The sequence below is a fragment of the Pseudoalteromonas sp. 3D05 genome, assembly GCF_002723455.1.
Taxonomy (GTDB): domain Bacteria; phylum Pseudomonadota; class Gammaproteobacteria; order Enterobacterales; family Alteromonadaceae; genus Pseudoalteromonas.
In genome coordinates this window covers 1-18,275 of record NZ_PDUS01000009.1, presented here as the reverse complement: position 1 = coordinate 18,275, position 18,275 = coordinate 1, and the positions used below count along the sequence as shown (strand labels likewise).

General features: G+C 37.0%; 14 protein-coding genes. 12 read left to right on the top strand and 2 right to left on the bottom strand.

Going from position 1 to position 18,275, the window contains the following annotated elements:
- Positions 1–112: 112 nt before the first annotated feature.
- From CSC79_RS10675 to CSC79_RS10660, 4 genes are read left to right on the top strand one after another with little or no spacing between them, the layout of a single operon-like run.
- Positions 113–1,174, top strand: a complete 1,062-nt coding sequence (locus CSC79_RS10675; RefSeq protein WP_099295804.1) for an MBL fold metallo-hydrolase — start codon at positions 113–115, stop codon at positions 1,172–1,174.
- Entirely contained in the window at positions 1,171–2,541 is a 1,371-nt protein-coding gene (locus CSC79_RS10670) for an ABC-three component system protein (RefSeq protein WP_099295803.1), read from the top strand. Before CSC79_RS10675 ends, CSC79_RS10670 begins: the two co-directional genes overlap by 4 nt.
- Positions 2,531–3,091: an ABC-three component system middle component 1 gene (locus CSC79_RS10665; RefSeq protein ID WP_099295802.1), complete on the top strand. Its 561-nt coding sequence runs from the start codon at positions 2,531–2,533 to the stop codon at positions 3,089–3,091. The genes CSC79_RS10670 and CSC79_RS10665 overlap by 11 nt, the downstream gene beginning before the upstream one ends.
- The gene (locus CSC79_RS10660; RefSeq protein ID WP_180270417.1) at positions 3,081–6,266 is read left to right on the top strand and encodes a hypothetical protein; all 3,186 of its coding nucleotides are present in this window, start codon (positions 3,081–3,083) and stop codon (positions 6,264–6,266) included. The genes CSC79_RS10665 and CSC79_RS10660 overlap by 11 nt, the downstream gene beginning before the upstream one ends.
- A 45-nt stretch (positions 6,267–6,311) precedes the next feature.
- On the opposite strand, the gene CSC79_RS10655 is transcribed toward CSC79_RS10660, so the two are convergent.
- On the bottom strand, positions 6,312–7,514 hold the full coding sequence (locus tag CSC79_RS10655; protein WP_099295800.1) for a bifunctional alpha/beta hydrolase/OsmC family protein: 1,203 nt from the start codon (positions 7,512–7,514) through the stop codon (positions 6,312–6,314).
- Between the two features lie 240 nt (positions 7,515–7,754).
- Here CSC79_RS10655 and CSC79_RS10650 point away from each other — a divergent pair, with 240 nt between their 5' ends.
- Positions 7,755–8,594, top strand: a complete 840-nt coding sequence (locus CSC79_RS10650; RefSeq protein ID WP_099295799.1) for a 2OG-Fe(II) oxygenase family protein — start codon at positions 7,755–7,757, stop codon at positions 8,592–8,594.
- A gap of 92 nt (positions 8,595–8,686) precedes the next feature.
- On the opposite strand, the gene CSC79_RS10645 is transcribed toward CSC79_RS10650, so the two are convergent.
- Positions 8,687–9,487 carry a DUF2989 domain-containing protein gene (locus CSC79_RS10645; protein ID WP_099295798.1) on the bottom strand — a complete coding sequence of 267 codons (801 nt, stop codon included), beginning with the start codon at positions 9,485–9,487 and terminating at the stop codon, positions 8,687–8,689.
- A 177-nt stretch (positions 9,488–9,664) separates the two neighbouring features.
- Between CSC79_RS10645 and CSC79_RS10640 the strand changes: the two genes are divergently transcribed.
- The 7 genes from CSC79_RS10640 (at position 9,665) to CSC79_RS10610 (ending at position 18,252) form a co-directional block, all read left to right on the top strand.
- The gene (locus tag CSC79_RS10640) at positions 9,665–11,107 is read left to right on the top strand and encodes a glyceraldehyde-3-phosphate dehydrogenase (protein ID WP_099295797.1); all 1,443 of its coding nucleotides are present in this window, start codon (positions 9,665–9,667) and stop codon (positions 11,105–11,107) included.
- Between the two features lie 201 nt (positions 11,108–11,308).
- Positions 11,309–12,439 carry a M14-type cytosolic carboxypeptidase gene (locus CSC79_RS10635; RefSeq protein WP_099295796.1) on the top strand — a complete coding sequence of 377 codons (1,131 nt, stop codon included), beginning with the start codon at positions 11,309–11,311 and terminating at the stop codon, positions 12,437–12,439.
- Positions 12,440–12,681: 242 nt separating this feature from the next.
- Positions 12,682–14,196, top strand: coding sequence for an alanine/glycine:cation symporter family protein (locus CSC79_RS10630; protein WP_099295795.1), 1,515 nt, complete (start codon positions 12,682–12,684; stop codon positions 14,194–14,196).
- 151 nt (positions 14,197–14,347) lie between these two features.
- Positions 14,348–14,674, top strand: a complete 327-nt coding sequence (locus CSC79_RS10625) for a hypothetical protein (RefSeq protein ID WP_099295794.1) — start codon at positions 14,348–14,350, stop codon at positions 14,672–14,674.
- Between the two features lies 1 nt (position 14,675).
- On the top strand, positions 14,676–14,957 hold the full coding sequence (locus CSC79_RS10620) for a DUF1315 family protein (protein ID WP_099295793.1): 282 nt from the start codon (positions 14,676–14,678) through the stop codon (positions 14,955–14,957).
- Positions 14,947–17,628: a DUF349 domain-containing protein gene (locus tag CSC79_RS10615; RefSeq protein ID WP_099295792.1), complete on the top strand. Its 2,682-nt coding sequence runs from the start codon at positions 14,947–14,949 to the stop codon at positions 17,626–17,628. Before CSC79_RS10620 ends, CSC79_RS10615 begins: the two co-directional genes overlap by 11 nt.
- A gap of 69 nt (positions 17,629–17,697) precedes the next feature.
- Positions 17,698–18,252, top strand: coding sequence for a DUF1439 domain-containing protein (locus CSC79_RS10610; protein ID WP_099295791.1), 555 nt, complete (start codon positions 17,698–17,700; stop codon positions 18,250–18,252).
- Positions 18,253–18,275: the final 23 nt, after the last annotated feature.

Here is an 18,275-nt window from a genome sequence, read left to right as displayed (position 1 = left end):
TCCTTTTAAAATTATTTAAAAAGCAACAGTATTAGTAGATGTCAAAAATATAAAAAGCTAAACTTTGCTGGTTTATAAAAATAAATAAAATAACAAAATGTAGGGTTTAAGGATGGATCTAGAATTTAGAGTGTTACAGGCAGAACATGGTGATGCAATAGTTATTAGTGTTGACTTTGAGGGCGCTCGTAAAAATATTTTGATTGACGGTGGACCAGCTAAAACGTTTGAGTTCAGAAGCATTCCTCGCCCTTTAAAATTATGCTTGAATGAGATCAAGTCAAAATCAGAGTTTGTTGATTTATTAATATTGACTCATGTTGATGATGATCATATTGGTGGGCTTCTTGTTGGCTTTAATAAGCCTGGATATTTATCGGATTTGACAAAAGAAGTTTGGTTTAACTCAGGTAAATTAGTTTTTAATCATTTTAATCAGCCACTTGATGACTCTAATTACGTAACTTTAAAAAATAAAGCTGGTGGCAATACTAGTATTGCTCAAGGTATTAAGTTAGAAGATCATCTTGAGGAGAAAAATAAGAACAGTCCTATATGGACTCATCCACTAATTAAAGCTGGAGATGAATTTGAGAGATTTGGTTGTAAATTCAAATTTCTTTCTCCATCACTAGAAAAGCTAGAAAAACTTTTAGTAGTCTGGGAAAAGAAAAAAGCAGTATCAAATACTTCTGGTGCTAATAAGGATTACTCTAATTCATTAGAAGAGCTTATATTGGTCGATGAATTTAAAGAAGATAACTCCATCCATAATGGGAGCTCATTAGCTTTCATTTTTGAATATTTAGATAAATCGTTATTGCTTTTGGGGGATGCCCACCCATCTGTAATTGTAGCTAATTTAAGACTACTTGGTTATTCGGCTAATAAACCATTAAAAATCAATTATGTTAAAGTTTCGCATCACGGTAGCAAAGCAAACACAAATGATGAACTACTATCCTTGCTTGATTGTAATAATTTTATAATATCAGCCAACGGACGACACCACGGCTTACCTAATAAAAAAACTCTTGCGCGTATTCTCAATCGCTTCCCGACCGCAAATTTATATTTTAATTACCCTGATTTAATTGGCGAAATATTTAGTTCAGAAGAATTAGAAAGGGCTAACTTCAAAGCCATCCCCTGTAAGGACGTTATTATAATATGAATCAGATAGTTGCATCGATAGAGCAAGAACACTCTGTAGTTGTTAATGATGGAAGCGGCGTTTTAATACAATCAATGTCCAAAGACTATGCGTATATTCTAACTGCTAAGCATTGTCTGCAAACAGATAAAGATGATCCAAATAGCCCACTGTTAAATGAACATAAAGTAGTTTCTAGTGATAGCGAAACGATTGAAGTTTTAGATATTGTTCTACATGAAACGAAAGATATCGCTATTTTAATAGTACCTCCAATAGATAGTATTGAGTTGATACTTAGCGATGTAGCTTTGACTAATAATGACAAAGTTAGACTATGTGGATACCCAGCTGATAGGAGGCAAGAAAAATTTGGTTATGTTTCCCACATTTTTAACTATTCTGATACTGTGAACGGCGAAATTATTTTATCTCCGAATGGAGCTTTAGCTTTCGATAATATAGTTGGTTTTTCTGGTGGAGGACTATTTAGCTTAAGTAAGCCTATTGGTCTGTGTGCAATTGAAACAAAAATGAACGGAAATACTGAGAGAGAGTTTCATGGCAATATCTCGGCAATTTCTGTTAAGGAATTTATTAATTTAATTAATGAATCCAACCAAAAATATAAAAACTTACCTTTAGCAAAAATTTTACCATTACACCTTTCTAGCTTTGAGCACTTAATTGATTTTAGCTTCAATATAATCAAAAGCTGGGAAAATGATAAAAAATTACTATATCTAATCAGTATATTAAAAAAAATTGCGAAAGATAAAATTAAAGTTAATTTATATCCCCATGAAATATTAAAGGACTTTGAGCAATATATTCGAGTACATAGTCGACCTAACCAAGAAGTACATGATAGAGAGCTTTGGATCTCTCTTTTAGAAGTAATAACGTTGTCTCTTTTGATAGATCAACCAACTATCATTAATAAAAGTTTTTTAGAGACAATATTTAAATCTAGACGGCTTGTATTTATTGGCGTTAATGAAACTTGGCAACAGCATATTAGTGATATATTCGAGGCAGAACTAAAGGACTTAAACAATGGCGGTATTATTGTTGCAAAAACTCTTATTTCACAAAGGCAAGTGCAGTTTGAAAACGATAGGCTGAATAGGCTTATTAACAATAGACATAACAGCCGTACACCTTCAAACCCAGATAACATAGTGAATGTTAGATCAAATATTGAAAAAATTAGTAGTATTGTTGACCTAACTGCTTTACATGCAGAATGTATCGAAAATAAAGAAAATATCTTTGAATCACTTACAGATGCTAAAGATCACCCGCATAAACTGGATGAATTAAAACGTGCATTAGCAAAAGAATATGGAGCTTATTTAACGGTAGTCGAGGCTGGAGATGATAAATAACTTTATTGAAGTTAGCGAAGAAAAAATTGAATTTTTGAACACAGCATTTCCGGATGTTAATTTTGAATTATTTCAATCATGTATTAATGATAGTGCTTATTTTTCTGTTTTTTATTGTACTTTAGGTGATGAGGGTTTACTTCAGCAGCTTTGGAAACGTATAAATAGTCTCATAAGTGTTGAGTATCAAACTAAAATTGAAAATGATTTTACGCGTTGGAATATATATCTGGTTTTTTCGATACCAATGAAGGTCAGTAATTCTTTAAAATATTTGATTGAGAATGACACTTATTTTATGCGAAAAATTGTTGATGATTGCAATGATGGTAAGGAGGAGATAGCGAGTTATCTTGATAATCATATTCTAGGTAAAGATATATCTTTTGGGCCCTCAAATACTCCGAAAGAGGTAACAATGAAGTACTCACATATTACACTAGATTTATTGTCAGCAGACTTGCCATTGAATCGGTCACAAGAAAGCCAGAAAGCAAGAGATGAATGGCTTAATGGTTTACTTCAAGGAGCTGATAGTAATGAAATTTAAACGTGTAGAAATACAAGGTTTTAAAAGTTACTTAGATAAGATAGACGGTACTTTTGATTTTACGGTTAAAGAAGGAACCCCCGCAGATATCGTATCTATTTATGCACCGAATGGGTTTGGAAAAACATCTTTCTACGATGCTATAGACTTTTGCATGACTAACAATATAACTCGATATATTAGGGATTCGGGTTTAGCAAATATACATAACACTGATGCAAAAGAGTTGAACCAAAAGGGACAAAAACAGTACATTTTAAGATCGAAGAGCGCTCCTGATGATCTTGAAACTATAGTGAAAGTTTTTACCGACGGTGATGAGTATGAAAGGAAAGTAAGCCCACCTCGCTCAGGAAGTAAAGACTATTCTTTTGAAAATAAAAAGACAGAGCCCGAGGAACGCTATTTTCGTTCAGTTATGCTCACCCAAGAAGCAGTTGATGGCTATTTAAGAGAGCTTAAGCCTGAATCTCGATACGAAAGATTCATGGAAGAACAACTTGGTGGGGATAACTCACTTGAGGTTACTCGTCAGCAAATTCAATTAATGCTGAGCACTCTAAAAAGTAAATTAGTTAAGTTTGAGGATGAAGCAAAAGATATTAATGAAAAAAACTTAATTAAAGAGCAAAATAGTGAAACTAATTTTGACTCAAACTGTTTACTAACAACAAACAATTTTATCGTTGAGCTAAATAAACAAGGTAGTAATTTAAATCTATTAGATGATGGTTTTAATGAAGAGAAACATGCAAATCTAGAGCTGCAAATTAATGTTCATAAAAGTAATATTAATAATGAGGTTACACAGTTTTTTTCACAGAAAGAATATTTAGAATCACACCTGAATTCTTTTACTACTTATGAAAATCATCACAATGAAATAAAAAAGCTAAAAGAAATACTTGCTCAGTTATCTAAGCAAGAAGTTGATATCAAAGCTTATGAAGAGCTAAGCAATGACTTGCAAGTTTTACAAGAAAATAAAAAGACTGATGAGCTTCATTTCAATAGCTTACTTGCAAAGGAAAAAGAGTTCCCTAAGTTTGTTGAAAAAATAAATTTACAGTCAAATTTATCGAAAAAAACAAAAGAAACAAGTGATAGATTAAGTGAAAACGTCAGATTTTTTGTGAATAAAACGACTGTTTTAAATGATTTGGAAAAGCAAAGAAATACACTTTTTGTTGCAAGGGAAGAGTTTAATAACAATAGAAAAAATGCAACTTACTATTACAGCGAAATATTGCGATTAGAAGCTATTATCGAACAGTTTAATAGCAGTGCAATTGAAACCGAACAAAGTGAATTAGAAGAGAAGGAATCCAATTTAAAATCCATAGGTGTGAGGGTTAAAAACGTAACGATTGAAAATAGTGACTCTTTTTTAGAACATGATTTCATAAATGAAAAAATCTCTTCAATAGTCACAGAATATTTAAATACTAAATCCAAAAGTAGTGAATTAGTAAGTAAAAAGAAAGATATAGAAGCTAGAATAGAAAAAACAAAAATAAAAAATAATTCAATAACTAAACTTATTGAGCTTGGTACTGAGTTAATTAGCCAAAACCAAAATGAGAATTGTCCTTTATGCCAACATAAGCATGATTCTTTTGAAGTATTGGCAGAGTCTATCAGTACTAATTCCATTTTATCTGAGTATCAGCAACTGCTTTTTCAAGAACTCGAAGACTGCCAAACAAGTATAAAGCTAAATGAGGGCACTTTAGAAAAATTGAGGATAAACTTTAATACTGAGAAAGAAAATCACTTAATAGTTTTGAGAGAGCAACTTAAGCAGGTTTTTGAGAGAAAGCAATTAGTAAAAGAACAATTTAAAAATTTAAGCTTGTATAGAGTTGAACTTGATAAGTTTAAAAAAATAACAGGTTACAAAGAATACAAGTCTTTCAAGTCAGCTATTGAAAGTGAGCTCAATAAAAATGACGTTTTAATATCTGAAATTGAAGAAAAGATAGCCAGTGTTGAAAATGAACGTAGAGGTTTAACTAAAGAACATACGCATCTAACTACAGAGTTAAAAATTGCCTATAACCAAGAGAAGGAAGTTGATAATTTCATTACTGATTATTCAGGTTTTTTAGCGGAATTAAAAATCGCTAATGACTCATTTAAAGATCGCTTAAATGAGGAAGAGTTAAAAAACTCAATTAGTGAAGCATTGAAAACGCTAAATCACAGATTCGAATCTCGTAACAAGGAAATAAAAATTGTCAAAGCGAAAGTCGATATTTTAAAAGAGCTTTATTCGCCATCGTTTTTTAATCACTTACCAGAAAATAAAGAGAGCTTAAAAACTCAGAAAGCTAAAAACACATCAAAAATCACAGAATTAAACTCATTATTACGCGAATTTTTCACAACAGTGAACAGGTTTAACCTAGGGCACTTATTAGAGAGTGATGATTGGGTTTCACTTAAGCAACGTTTTGGAGATGAAGTATCAACATTTCATCATAAAGTTGAGCGAGGTAAAGCTCAGGTCAATGGTTTAATATCTTTAAAAGAGCTTTCAGATCAAGTATTAGCTTATGCTGAGTTTACTAAGTCTACTAAAAGACTAAATGAGTTGAAACAGAGAATTGTAAGTTGTGAATCGATAAAAAAAACATTGATTGCAGATTTAAGGCTTATTAATGATTCTCTAAAATCGCAGATTGACCAGTACTTTCATGTTGATTTGATTAATACTATTTATAGAAAAATAGATCCACATCCTGACTTTAAGAGAATTACATTTCAATGTTTATTTTCTGACGAGGGAAAACCAAAACTACAAGTGTATGTTGAAAATAATGAAGGTAACGATACAATCTCACCAACCTTGAGCTTTAGTTCTGCGCAAATAAATGTACTCAGTCTGAGTATTTTTTTAGCTAAAGCCCTTAATGTAAAAAATGGTGAAAACGATGTTGATTGTATATTTATTGATGATCCTATTCAGTCAATGGATAGCATCAATGCGCTTGGTGTAATTGATTTATTGAGGAATTTAAGTGTTACTCATGGTAAGCAAATAATAATTTCAACTCATGATGATAATTTCCATGAGTTACTGAAGCAGAAGCTACCTCCAAGCCTATTTAATTCTAAGTTTTTAGAGCTGGAGTCGTTTGGTAAAGTAGCTTTGCACGAAGGGCAACATAATTAAGAGTGATTAACTTTTGGAGCGCAGTGTTCGCTGCGCTTTTATTTGTTACTCCATTAACTCACTTATAATCAGTGGGTTGTTATGCAGGGTTTTATGCACAGGGCATTTGTCGGCAATTTCTAATAGGCGCTGGCGCTGAGCGTCACTCAAATCACCCACTAAGGTGATTTTACGGGTGATGGCTACGAGTTTGTCGGTTTGCTCGCAGTTATCGCAATCGGCGTGATAATCACGGCTGTGGTCCAGTTCTATTTTTACGTGTTCAAGTGGCAAGTTTTTACGACTTGCATACATACGTAAAGTCATCGCGGTGCATGCACCAAGTCCAGCAAGTAAGTGGTGATAAGGGTCTGGGCCTAAATTATTACCGCCAACACTTAGTGGTTCATCGGCAAGCCAAGTGTGGTCTTTAGTACTGACTTGCTGAGTAAATACATGGTCTTTTTCTTCAACGAGTACATTGCCATTATTAAGTTTGGCTGTGTATTCACTTTTATCATATTTTACATAGCGTGTTGCCCATGAAGCAATTATGCTCGCCGCATAATCAGCATCTTGTTTTTTTGTTAGCAAGTGATCGGCTTTATCCAAACTAATAAAGCTTTTAGGGTGTTTTGCTGCTGCGTAAATTTTTTCAGCCTCATTGATACTAACCGTGGCATCAATGGGAGAGTGCATAACCAGCAAAGCGCGTTTTAATTTACTAATATGGCTACGATCGTATTTAGCTATATCGTCAACAAACTGCTTTTTAATGGTGAATTCACGCCCGGCTAAACTCACCTTTGCTTCGCCTGCGCTGTTTATTTCGTCTAGGTGGGCACTAAAATTATGCGCCACATGTTGCGCATCTGATGGAGCACCAATGGTGGTAATGGCTTGTACTTCACTTATATGCTCAGCAGCTGCAAGGACCGCTGCACCACCTAAGCTATGACCGATTAATAATTGCGGGGCCTTGAAATACTCTCTTAAATGGTCAGCAGCAGCGATTAAGTCTTGAATATTTGATGAAAAATTACTATTGGCAAAGTCGCCATCGCTGTTACCTAAACCAGTAAAATCAAACCGTAAAACGGCAATACCTTGTTGTGTTAATGCACGGCTAATACGAGTGGCTGCTGCAATGTCTTTACCACACGTAAAACAGTGGGCAAATAAGGCGTAAAATTTGATATCGCCAGCCGGTGACTCTAATTGTCCGGCAAGTTGTAACTCACCACTTTGAAAGGTTATTTTTTGTCGCATTGAATGTACCTTCGTATAGTAATTAAAAAGAGTAGACCAATATAAGAACGGTATGATTTCAATTTAATTGTGCTGATTTTTAGCGTTTGATCTATATCAACTATTAGTTGAACTCGGTAAAGGTGCGGACATAAGTCCTTATGTTTTTAAGGCTATTTTATTATCCTCGCGAAGCGCTACAATGGAGCAACTGCTATGATTAGCAAAGGCTTTTGACAACTTTATTCATTGGATACCAACATGCAACTACCTACCGTCGATTATCAAGCGAGCGATGCAGCCGCTCAATTTGTTGAATCTCTTAGAAACACTGGTTTTGGTGTACTCAAGAACCACCCAATCCCGCAATCTTTAGTTGAATCAATCTACGAAAACTGGCAGGCGTTTTTTAATTCTGAGCAGAAGCATGAGTTCTTATTTTCAAAAGAAACCCAAGATGGTTATTTTCCGCCGTCAGTATCTGAGGTTGCCAAAGGTTTTACTGTAAAAGATATCAAAGAGTACTTTCATGTTTATCCAAAGGGCCGAGTTCCAGAGCAACTAGAGGCAGATGTACGTGAGTACTATCGTTTAGCCAATGAGTTTGCGGCAACATTGTTAAGTTGGGTGCAAGCAGAAGCGCCAGCAGAGGTACGTGCTAAATTTTCAATTGATTTAAAAGATATGATAGCCGATTCTGAGCAAACGTTACTTCGTATATTGCATTACCCACCAATGACGGGTGATGAAGAGCCTGGTGCCATTCGCGCCGCAGCACACGGCGACATCAATCTATTAACTGTTTTACCTGCCTCTAATGAGCCTGGTTTACAAGTGCAAAAAACTGACGGTGGTTGGTTAGATGTGCCGTGTGATTTTGGCAGCTTGATCATTAATATTGGTGACATGCTACAAGAAGCATCAGGCGGGTATTTCCCATCAACGATTCACCGTGTAATTAACCCAACGGGTAAGGCGTCGACTAAGTCACGTATATCATTGCCGTTATTTTTACACCCACGCCCTGATGTTGTGTTGTCTGAGCGTTATACTGCTGATAGTTATTTACAAGAGCGTTTACGTGAATTAGGCGTAAAGTAATTGTAGTAATAATTCCAGTGTCTTAAGCTGGGAAAGTTTTAAAAGCGGCTTTTTTAGCCGCTTTTTTGTTGAAGCTACTTTATTGTTTCAGATTAAAACCCGCGAGGGGATACAAACTGACCACTTTGAATTTTGTCGTAAGTCTGTTGTGCTAGTGTCTCTAAACTATCCAGGCTTCGCCCTGTTGCTGTGAGTTGGTGCTCAATAGGTAGAATTTCTATATTTGTTACGCCAGATAACTGCGCAACACGAGCAAACGTGTAGGCGTGTTTGTACTTTTCGTGTTTATTGAACAAGCTTACCAGAGTCATATAAATTTCTGGGTTAGGTTCTTCACCCGCTTTATTTAACTCTAGTGTTTTATAAAGTAAATCAATCGTTTTCTCTTCATCTGATTTTATATAGTAGGTCGCTAAAAAAAACTGCATTTGTGCATCATTCGTTACACTAGGGTCATTTTCTAACGATAGTAGTTTGGTTAACGCAGACTGGTCATTATTGCGTGACCAATGATAGTAGAGCAGGCCAGGGTGATTAGTACCTTTAGTATCTTGGTATAAACGCGTCATCTCTTTAAGGCTCACTAAATGACCTTCTACCCGTGAGGTGGTTTTTTCTTTTAGCTTGATATGCTCTATTTTTGCTGCAAGAGATACGCATTGGTTATAGCTTTCGAAGCCTTGTAACAAAGTATATTTGTTTTCTTCAGTGGGCTGCTTATATTCATGGTACCGAGCAACGATAACTTCAGCGCGCTCTTTTTTACAATGGCTGTCTTTATTTAAATCATTACATAGCCCAGGTGTTTCTTTACAAATTTTAGCCTGTGTTAGTGGCTCTTCACACCCAGTAAGTACCAAAATACTCAATAATACAGTTGTTCTGAGTAACATCCCTAAACCCTATTTTTATAATATATCTTTTATTCTAGCCCAACGAATTGATCTGTAACAGTGGAGAATCGCGCGAGTTTAAATTAGAATACCCCCGACCATAGTGATGAATTGCTCTCACATGCTAAATTTGCGCTATGGATATCCGTTCAAAAACTGTTTAATTAGGTAAAAAACATGACCTCATCTCACGAGTTAGAATACACTAATAGCTGGCAAGAACGCCAAGATTATGCTGAAAGCATGCAACCGATAATCGGTAAATTATACCGTAGTCGTGGTATTGAAATTGCTGTTTATGGTCGTCCACTTGTTAACGCAAGCCCTATTGATATCATCAAATCTCACAAAACTGTGGCACAATTTGAAGGTACAAAATTACGTTTACGCGAAAGCTTCCCATTTCTAGAAGCAATCAGCAAAATGGATTTAAACTCAGCGCGTATTGATATTGGTAAGCTGGCATATGGATACCTGTTTAATGATGCTGCTAAAGGTCGTTCAGTTGAAGAATACTTAAACGATGAACTAGCTGAAATCATTAATTCAAAAGCTAAAGAGCCTCGTGATGTTGTTTTATATGGATTTGGACGTATAGGTCGTTTACTTGCGCGCTTATTAATTGAAAAATCTGGTCCATACGCTGACTTACGTTTACGTGCGATTGTTGTTCGTGGTGGTAAAGATGGTGACCTTGAAAAGCGTGCAAGCTTATTACGCCGCGATTCTATCCATGGTCCATTCAATGGCTCGATTACTATTGATAAAGAGCGTAATGCAATTAAAGCAAATGGTAGCTATATTCAAGTTATCTACGCTAATTCGCCAAGTGAAATTGATTACACAGCATACGGTATTGAAGATGCACTTATTGTCGATAATACTGGTATCTGGAAAGACGAAGCAGGCCTTGGCCAGCACCTTGAATCAAAAGGCGCTGCAAAAGTACTATTAACAGCACCTGCTAAAGGTAATATTAAAAACATCGTATACGGTGTAAATAACCAAGACATTTTACCTGAAGATAAAATTGTGTGTGCGGCAAGCTGTACAACAAATGCCATTACGCCAACGCTTAAAGCATTAAATGATAAGTTTGGTATTAATAATGGTCACGTAGAAACCGTTCACTCATACACAAATGACCAAAACCTAATTGATAACTACCACAAAGCAGAGCGCCGTGGTCGTGCTGCTGCATTGAATATGGTTATTACAGAAACAGGTGCTGCTAAAGCAGTTTCAAAAGCATTACCTGAACTTGAAGGTAAACTAACAGGTAACGCAATCCGTGTACCAACACCTAATGTTTCATTGGCAATCTTAAATCTAAACTTGGCGACAGATACATCAGTAGAAGAGCTTAACTCTTTCTTACGCAATGCCGCTTTACATTCAGATTTACGTGATCAAATCGATTACACCGCTTCAACTGAAATTGTATCTACCGATTTAGTGGGTAGTCGCTACGCAGGTGTTGTTGATTCACAAGCAACGATTGTTGATGGTAACCGTGTAGTACTTTATGTTTGGTACGATAATGAATTTGGTTACAGCTGTCAGGTTGTTCGCTGTATGCGTGACATGGCTGAAGTTGCATTTCCAAGCTTACCGCGTTAAGCAATAAGGTTTAGCTAAGTACGAAAGCCAGCAATTGCTGGCTTTTTTAGTCGTGAATTTTTTCAAAATTCAAGGTGTGTGGTAGGCTGTTTCTAGTTCACTACATTTTACTAACAAAACGCTCCATCAAAAGAGTGTTACATAATTTCTGACTAATATTGATTGGTTAGACTTTATTATTCACCTATAGGTTTATTTTACATGAAGATCACCAGTAATTTTGACAGTGGTAATATCAATGTTATTGCAGCCACAGACCCATTAAATATTCAATTAGAGATCAATAAAGATCATCAATCGGATTTTTTTCAATGGTTTCATTTTCGTTTAGAGACAATGCCGTTTCAAAACCATAAATTACACATCAACAATCTTGAAAACTCCGCTTATCCTGATGGCTGGGTAGGTTATCACGCTGTTGCATCGTATGATCGTCAAACATGGTTTCGTGTTCCTTCAAATTACAGTGACGGTACGCTAAGTTTTGAAATTGAACCTGAGTGCGGCACAATTTACTTTGCTTATTTTGCCCCGTATAGCTACGAGCGCCATTTAGACTTAATTACATGGGCGCAAAGCCAAGAAGCATGTCAGCTAGAAACACTTGGTGAAACACTCGATGGCCGAGATATGAGTGTGTTGCGTGTGGGTGGTGAGAGTGATGAGAATAAGAAAATAATCTGGATCACAGCACGTCAGCATCCAGGTGAAACAATGGCCGAATGGTATGTTGAGGGTGTATTACATAAGTTACTGGATGATGAAGACCCGCATGCAGCAGCTCTTCTATCTAAAGCAGTATTCTATATCGTACCAAACATGAACCCAGATGGCAGTGCGCGTGGTCACTTACGTACTAATGCTAAAGGTGTAAATTTAAACCGTGAGTGGCAAACACCGAGTATGGAAAATAGCCCTGAAGTGTATTTAGTGCTTAACAAAATGCGTGAAACAGGCCTTGATATGCACTTAGATATTCATGGCGATGAAGCTATTCCATATAATTTTGTTGCAGGCAGTGAAGGCATTCCAAGCTACGATGCTCGTATGAAAGACCTAGAAGATAGCTTTAAAGCAGCTTTGCTTGTTGTGACCCCTGAGTTCCAAGATGAGCATGGCTATCCAAAAGATGCGCCAGGTGAGGCAAACTTAACTGTAGGCTCATCAGCGGTAGCTGAAGAGTTTAAAGCACTTGCTTATACTGTAGAAATGCCATTTAAAGATAACGATGATTTACCTGATCCAGACTATGGCTGGTCAGACCGTCGCTCTTATCAATTCGGACAAGATACATTAGCGGCCATTGTTAATGTTGTTGATAAGCTAAGATAATTTCATATTATATGGGCGCCTTTGAGCGCCTATTATCCCCACAAAACATCCCCAGTTGTTATTTCAAATTGATTTTTGGAAATTAAGTGTTAACAAACTTGATAGGTTTAAGTTAACATGAGTGCGTTACCCTTATAAAAGTGTTATTTATTGATTTAATTGATAAGGGTTGTCACATATTCTGAGTTACTAAAGCAAAGTATCGTAACTAAAAATAAAAAATATAATTGTAGAGGATATCCATGGAAGCTTTTGTAAGCGCTGTTAATGATGTTGTGTGGAGTAGTGCACTCATTTACTTATGTCTAGGCGCAGGTCTATTTTATTCTATTCTAACTCGTTTTGCTCAAGTTAGACATTTCAAAGAAATGTGTAAACTGCTACTCACTTCTAACCGTTCAACAACAGGTATCTCGTCATTCCAAGCACTTGCCGTATCATTATCAGGGCGTGTGGGCGTAGGTAACATTGCAGGTGTTGCTGCTGCAATAGGCTTTGGTGGCCCAGGTGCCATTTTTTGGATGTGGATTGTTGCTTTTTTAGGTGCGAGTACGGCATACGCAGAGTCAACTTTAGGGCAAATTTATAAAACAGAAGAAGACGGCCAATATCGTGGTGGTCCAGCGTATTATTTTGATCGTTGCTTAGAGCAAAAATGGCTAGGTATTTTATTTGCTGTTTCTGCAATCATTGCCTGTGGTGTATTTTTACCTGGCGTTCAAGCTAATGCCGTTGGTAATGCGTTCACTCAAGTTTTTGGTAACGGAGAAATGGTATCAACGAGTTTTGGTGAAGTTGGTACATTTAAATTAGTGGCACTGGCGATTATTTTAATCGTGTTAGCGTTTATCATTTTTGGTGGTATTAAGCGCATTGCAAACTTTACCCAAATAGTCGTGCCATTTATGGCGTTAGGTTACATTGTACTAGCACTTATCGTGGTATTTTTAAATGTAGATAAAGTACCGGGTATCTTCTCGTTAATTATTTCTGATGCATTCACCGCACAAGCTGGTTTTGGTGCCGCGATAGGTTGGGGTGTAAAGCGCGGTATTTATTCTAATGAAGCGGGTCAAGGTACAGGCCCTCATGCCGCTGCTGCTGCTGAGGTTGATCACCCTGCACAACAAGGTTTAGTACAAGCATTTTCAGTGTATGTTGATACAATTTTTGTTTGTACAGCAACGGCACTAATGATTTTAATAACACAGCAATACAACGTTGTTGGTGAACTGCCAGCGGGTCAATTTATTGTACAAAATGTTGATGCTGCAACTGAAGTAGGCTCAGCTGCATTCACTCAAATGGCATTATTTAGCGTATTTGGTGGTTTTGGTGAGGCGTTTGTAGGTGTGGCTTTATTCTTCTTCGCGTTTACTACGATACTTGCTTACTACTACATAGCAGAAACCAACGTAGCTTATTTAAACCGCTACTTTAAAGGCAGTATCCCATTATTAATCGTTAAATTAGTGATTATGTTTATGGTCGCATACGGCATGGTTAATAATTCTGGCTATATTTGGAGTATTGGTGATATTGGCGTGGGCTTAATGGCGTGGATCAATATTGTTGGTATATTAGCTATTTTCTTCGTTGCGAAACCTGCCCTAAACTGTTTACGTGACTATGAAGAGCAAAAGAAAGCGGGCGGCGAGATTACGTTTGATCCGGTCAAATTGGGTATAAAAAATGCCACTTTTTGGGAAAAACGTTTAGCTGATAAAGCCAAAGAAAAAGTAAAACAGCCGGAATAATTAAGGATTACATTGGTGATTCTGATGTATTCATCACCTTTGGCAATGTCTTAGCAATTGATTGCAATTCAAAACAGACATAGCGGCATAAAACAAGTACAATACAAGGCGCCTACAGGCGCCTTTTTTTATGTGAAGTATGGAGAGTTATATGGCGATTGTCAGTTGTCCTAGTTGTAATAAATCGATATCAGATAAACATAAACAATGCCCTCATTGTGAGAATAACGTGGCAGAGCTTAATGATGAGCAACGCCAGCAACTATTGCGTGAAAAGCGCATCAATAAACAACAAATGTTTATGAATCACTCCTTTTTTGCACTATTCATATTCTTAGGTGGCTTTTTTTGTTTGTATTTTTTACAGCCAGAACCTGAAACAGCAAGATGGTATTTATGTTCTGCAGCCATTGGCATCGGGTGTATTTGGTATTTAGTTAATCGCGTAATTTTAGTAGTACTTAAAAAGAAAAATTGATATGAACATCGACAACCTTGTAAATAATATTACCCCAGAATTATTTGAACGTTTACAGTATGGTGCTGCAACAGGCAAGTGGCCTGATGGCACTGCACTCAGTGACGAGCAAAAAGAGCAAACAGTGCAAATTGTCATGCTTTATCAAGCTAAAGTAGCCCAATCAAACGAGCAATTTACCATTGGGTCTAATGGCGAAATGGTACAAAAGACCAAAGCGCAGTTACAGAAAGAATTTAACTCAGATAATGAAATAGCAAGGTTCAGTGAACATGATCTTTAAACATCTTTTTACCCCAAAATGGAAACACCCAAAACAACACGTTCGTTTAGAAGCGATTGAAAGATTAGATGTAGAACGAGATGCAACTATTCTGAACAAGCTTGCACTTGATGACAATTCAGTTGAAATTAGAAAAAAAGCGCTCAACAAAGTAAACGATTTAGTGTTGTGGTGGAAAGCCTATAAACAAGATCAAAATCTAAAAGATCTAGCTGAGCAGCATATTTCGAATGCAGTATTAAATAACGAGCAGGCGCTTAACAACGATATCAAAAATGAATACATCGAACGTTTTGCACCAGTTAAAACGCTCGAAAAGCTGGCCTTCGCTGAAAAAGAATTACAAGTTAGAGTTAAACTACTAAAGCGATTAGCGAACCCTAAGCTAACAGAAAAGGCTTTTAAAGAAGGCTCTGTTGAATTACAGCAGCAGTTAGTTGAGCTTGTTATTAATCAACAATTAGCAAAAACGTTAGTCAAACATGCACAAGGTGAGGCCAAGAGTAGTTTGCAAACGTATTTAGATGACGAGCAACGTGCTATTGAAATGCCTATTCAAGTGCAAAATGAAACGCGTGTTATTTTAGCGAAACTCAATGCATTGCGCGAAAAGCAGGACTATGAGCTTGTTAACGAACAAAGCCAAGCACTTATTGCGCAATGGCAAACGCAAGAGCTTAAATGGTTAAGCACTGAACAAGTCACAAACCTAGAAGAAAAATATAACGCAATAACCACTAAACTGAACACGCATGTGTCTCAGTTAAAAGCGAAATTTGACCAACAACAAGCAGAGCTTGCGCAAAAGCAGCGTGACGTATTAGCAATTGCTAACCTTGAAGCACTGAGTGAAGAGATTGAAAATGCATTGCAATTGGGCTTAGAAACGCCAGAGCAAATTCAACAAGATTGGTTAGATGCAAAAGTAACGCAAGCACAAGAAGCAATGAATACAAGCGAACTGGCAGACAGTGCGCAAAAAGCCCAAGTCTTTACTAAGTTATCTCAACTTGCAAAACAGGTTGCTCAGTTACCACAATTGAGTGCTGCCATTACGCAGTTTAAGCAGGCATTTAATGAACTCACTGAAGTAACAACGGATGTTGATAAAAGTACATTTGATGATGTTAGTCAACAGTTCGATTTAGCTTATAAAGCAGCGAATGCACCATTAAAACAGCTGCCAGTAGCGTTACAGGCTCCGTTTAAGGCGCAATTAAAAGCGCAAAAGCAATTATGGTCTAATGCTGTTGAGCCACTCACTAAGCAACTAACAAAAAACCAACAGCAAGCGAGTCGTAAGGGGCGCGATGTAAAACGCTTAATTGAACAAGGTCGTTTTAATGTGGCATTTGGTGTGTTTAAAGGCTTTGTTGAGCTTTATGATTCATTAACCCCCGCTTTTGCACAGCAACTTGATAAACTGAAAGTTGAATTAGAGACGCAACTTGAAAATGCACGAGACTGGCAAAAATATGCGTCTGCACCTAAGCGTGAAGAGCTCATAAATGAAGTTACAACGTTATTAGAGCAGCCTTGTACAGATGCAAAAGCGCGAGTTGCACAAGTGAAAACGTTACGCCGTCGTTGGAATGAGTTAGGGCGTTTAGACACAGAGCAAGAGCAACAGCAGGGTAAAGAGTTCGATGAAAAAATTGAGCTTCTCTTTGCACCTTGTCGTGAATACTTTGCGCAATTGGAACAGCAACGAGAGCAGATCAAACAATCGAGAGAGACCGTTATTTCTCAAATGCAGGCCTTGGCACAAACAGATACCGCTATTGAAGCCTTTGATTGGAAAGAATACGAAAGCCAATATAATCGTATAAACAAAGCATGGCGAAATGCCGGTAACGTAGAGCCTAAAGTGTATCGTGAGTTACAAACGCTTTATAAGCCACACCAGCAAACTGTTTTACATACACTTAATTCATTCCATAAAGCGAATAGCGCAGCTAAAAACAGCCTAGTTGAACACGCTGAACAATTATCACAGTCAGATAATTTGGCTGATGCTTGCCAGCAACTCAAAGAGCTGCAACAGCAGTGGCAAAAAATTGGTTTTGCTGGCGTAAAAGCCGAAAACGCATTATGGCAAAAGTTTCGTCAGTTTAATGACTTAACATTTGCTAAGCGCAGTGAAGAGTTTGCTCAGCACAAAGAACAGCAGGCGACGGATAATGCTATTATCGAACAGCAATTATCAGAATTAGAAGATGCGCTTCCTGCGGTTAACCAAAAAGCACAATTACTTGATTTGCGCACAAAGGTATCAGCTTTAACGCAAGTTAAGTCGCTTTCAAACCGGATCAATGCTTTACAAGCTGCGATTGATACAAAGTTAGCAGAGTTGACACAACAAGCAGCTAAAGCTGACTTTAATGCACTCTTTAGCGCACTGGAAAATCAAGAGGCTATCCCTGCACAATGGAAAGCTAATATAACGAGCCACCTTTCAGTTGCACAGTTATTAATACGTATGGAAATTCTTGCGAACGTAGATAGCCCTGCAGGCAGTGAACGTATGGCTGAGCAAGTTGCTATGCTTGATGATAAACATCGTGGTGAGCAAGCTGATTTGCAGTTTTACCTTAAACAGCTGCTTGCGCTCAGTGAGGGTTCAGTTGATGCTGACACACTAGTGCGATTAAAAACGATTTTTAACGCATAGTACCTTTGCGTTATATGAAATTAAATAAAGCCGCAATCTAGCGGCTTTATTTTTGAATAGGAAAAACACATGAAATTGATTTTATTAATAGGTTGTTTATTTTTATCAGCGTGTAATACCACACAGGGCGTATCGGTTTACTCATTTACTGACACAGAAATCGAAACGGTATTAAAGCAGCAACTACCCAAACTAAGTGATCAAATAAAACTCGTAGGTTTACCTGTGCAATTTGATGTCAATGATATTAGCGTTGACGTTGGTCCAAACAACCGTGATGTAATTGTTCTTGGTGCGGACTCAAGCGCTGTTATTAATGCATTTGCACTAAAATACCCTGTGCGCCTGAAGTTACAAATTGAAGGAGCTCCTTATTATGACAGTGAGAAGAAAGCGGTATTTTTGCAACGTGTAAAACTTTTAAACTCCACAATTGATGCAGGTGGCTTTAAAGGTAACTTAGGTGTGCTAGATGATGAAGCGATGAAAATTATTAATGGCTTTTTAGCGGTCAACCCTGTTTATACGCTTAATATGAATGACCCAAAAGTCGCTTTGTTAAGTAAGCTACCGTTAGATATGAAAGTAGCGCAAGGTGCGATAAAACTGGTACCCAGTATTTAGTCTATGTCCCGTCCTGAAATAGG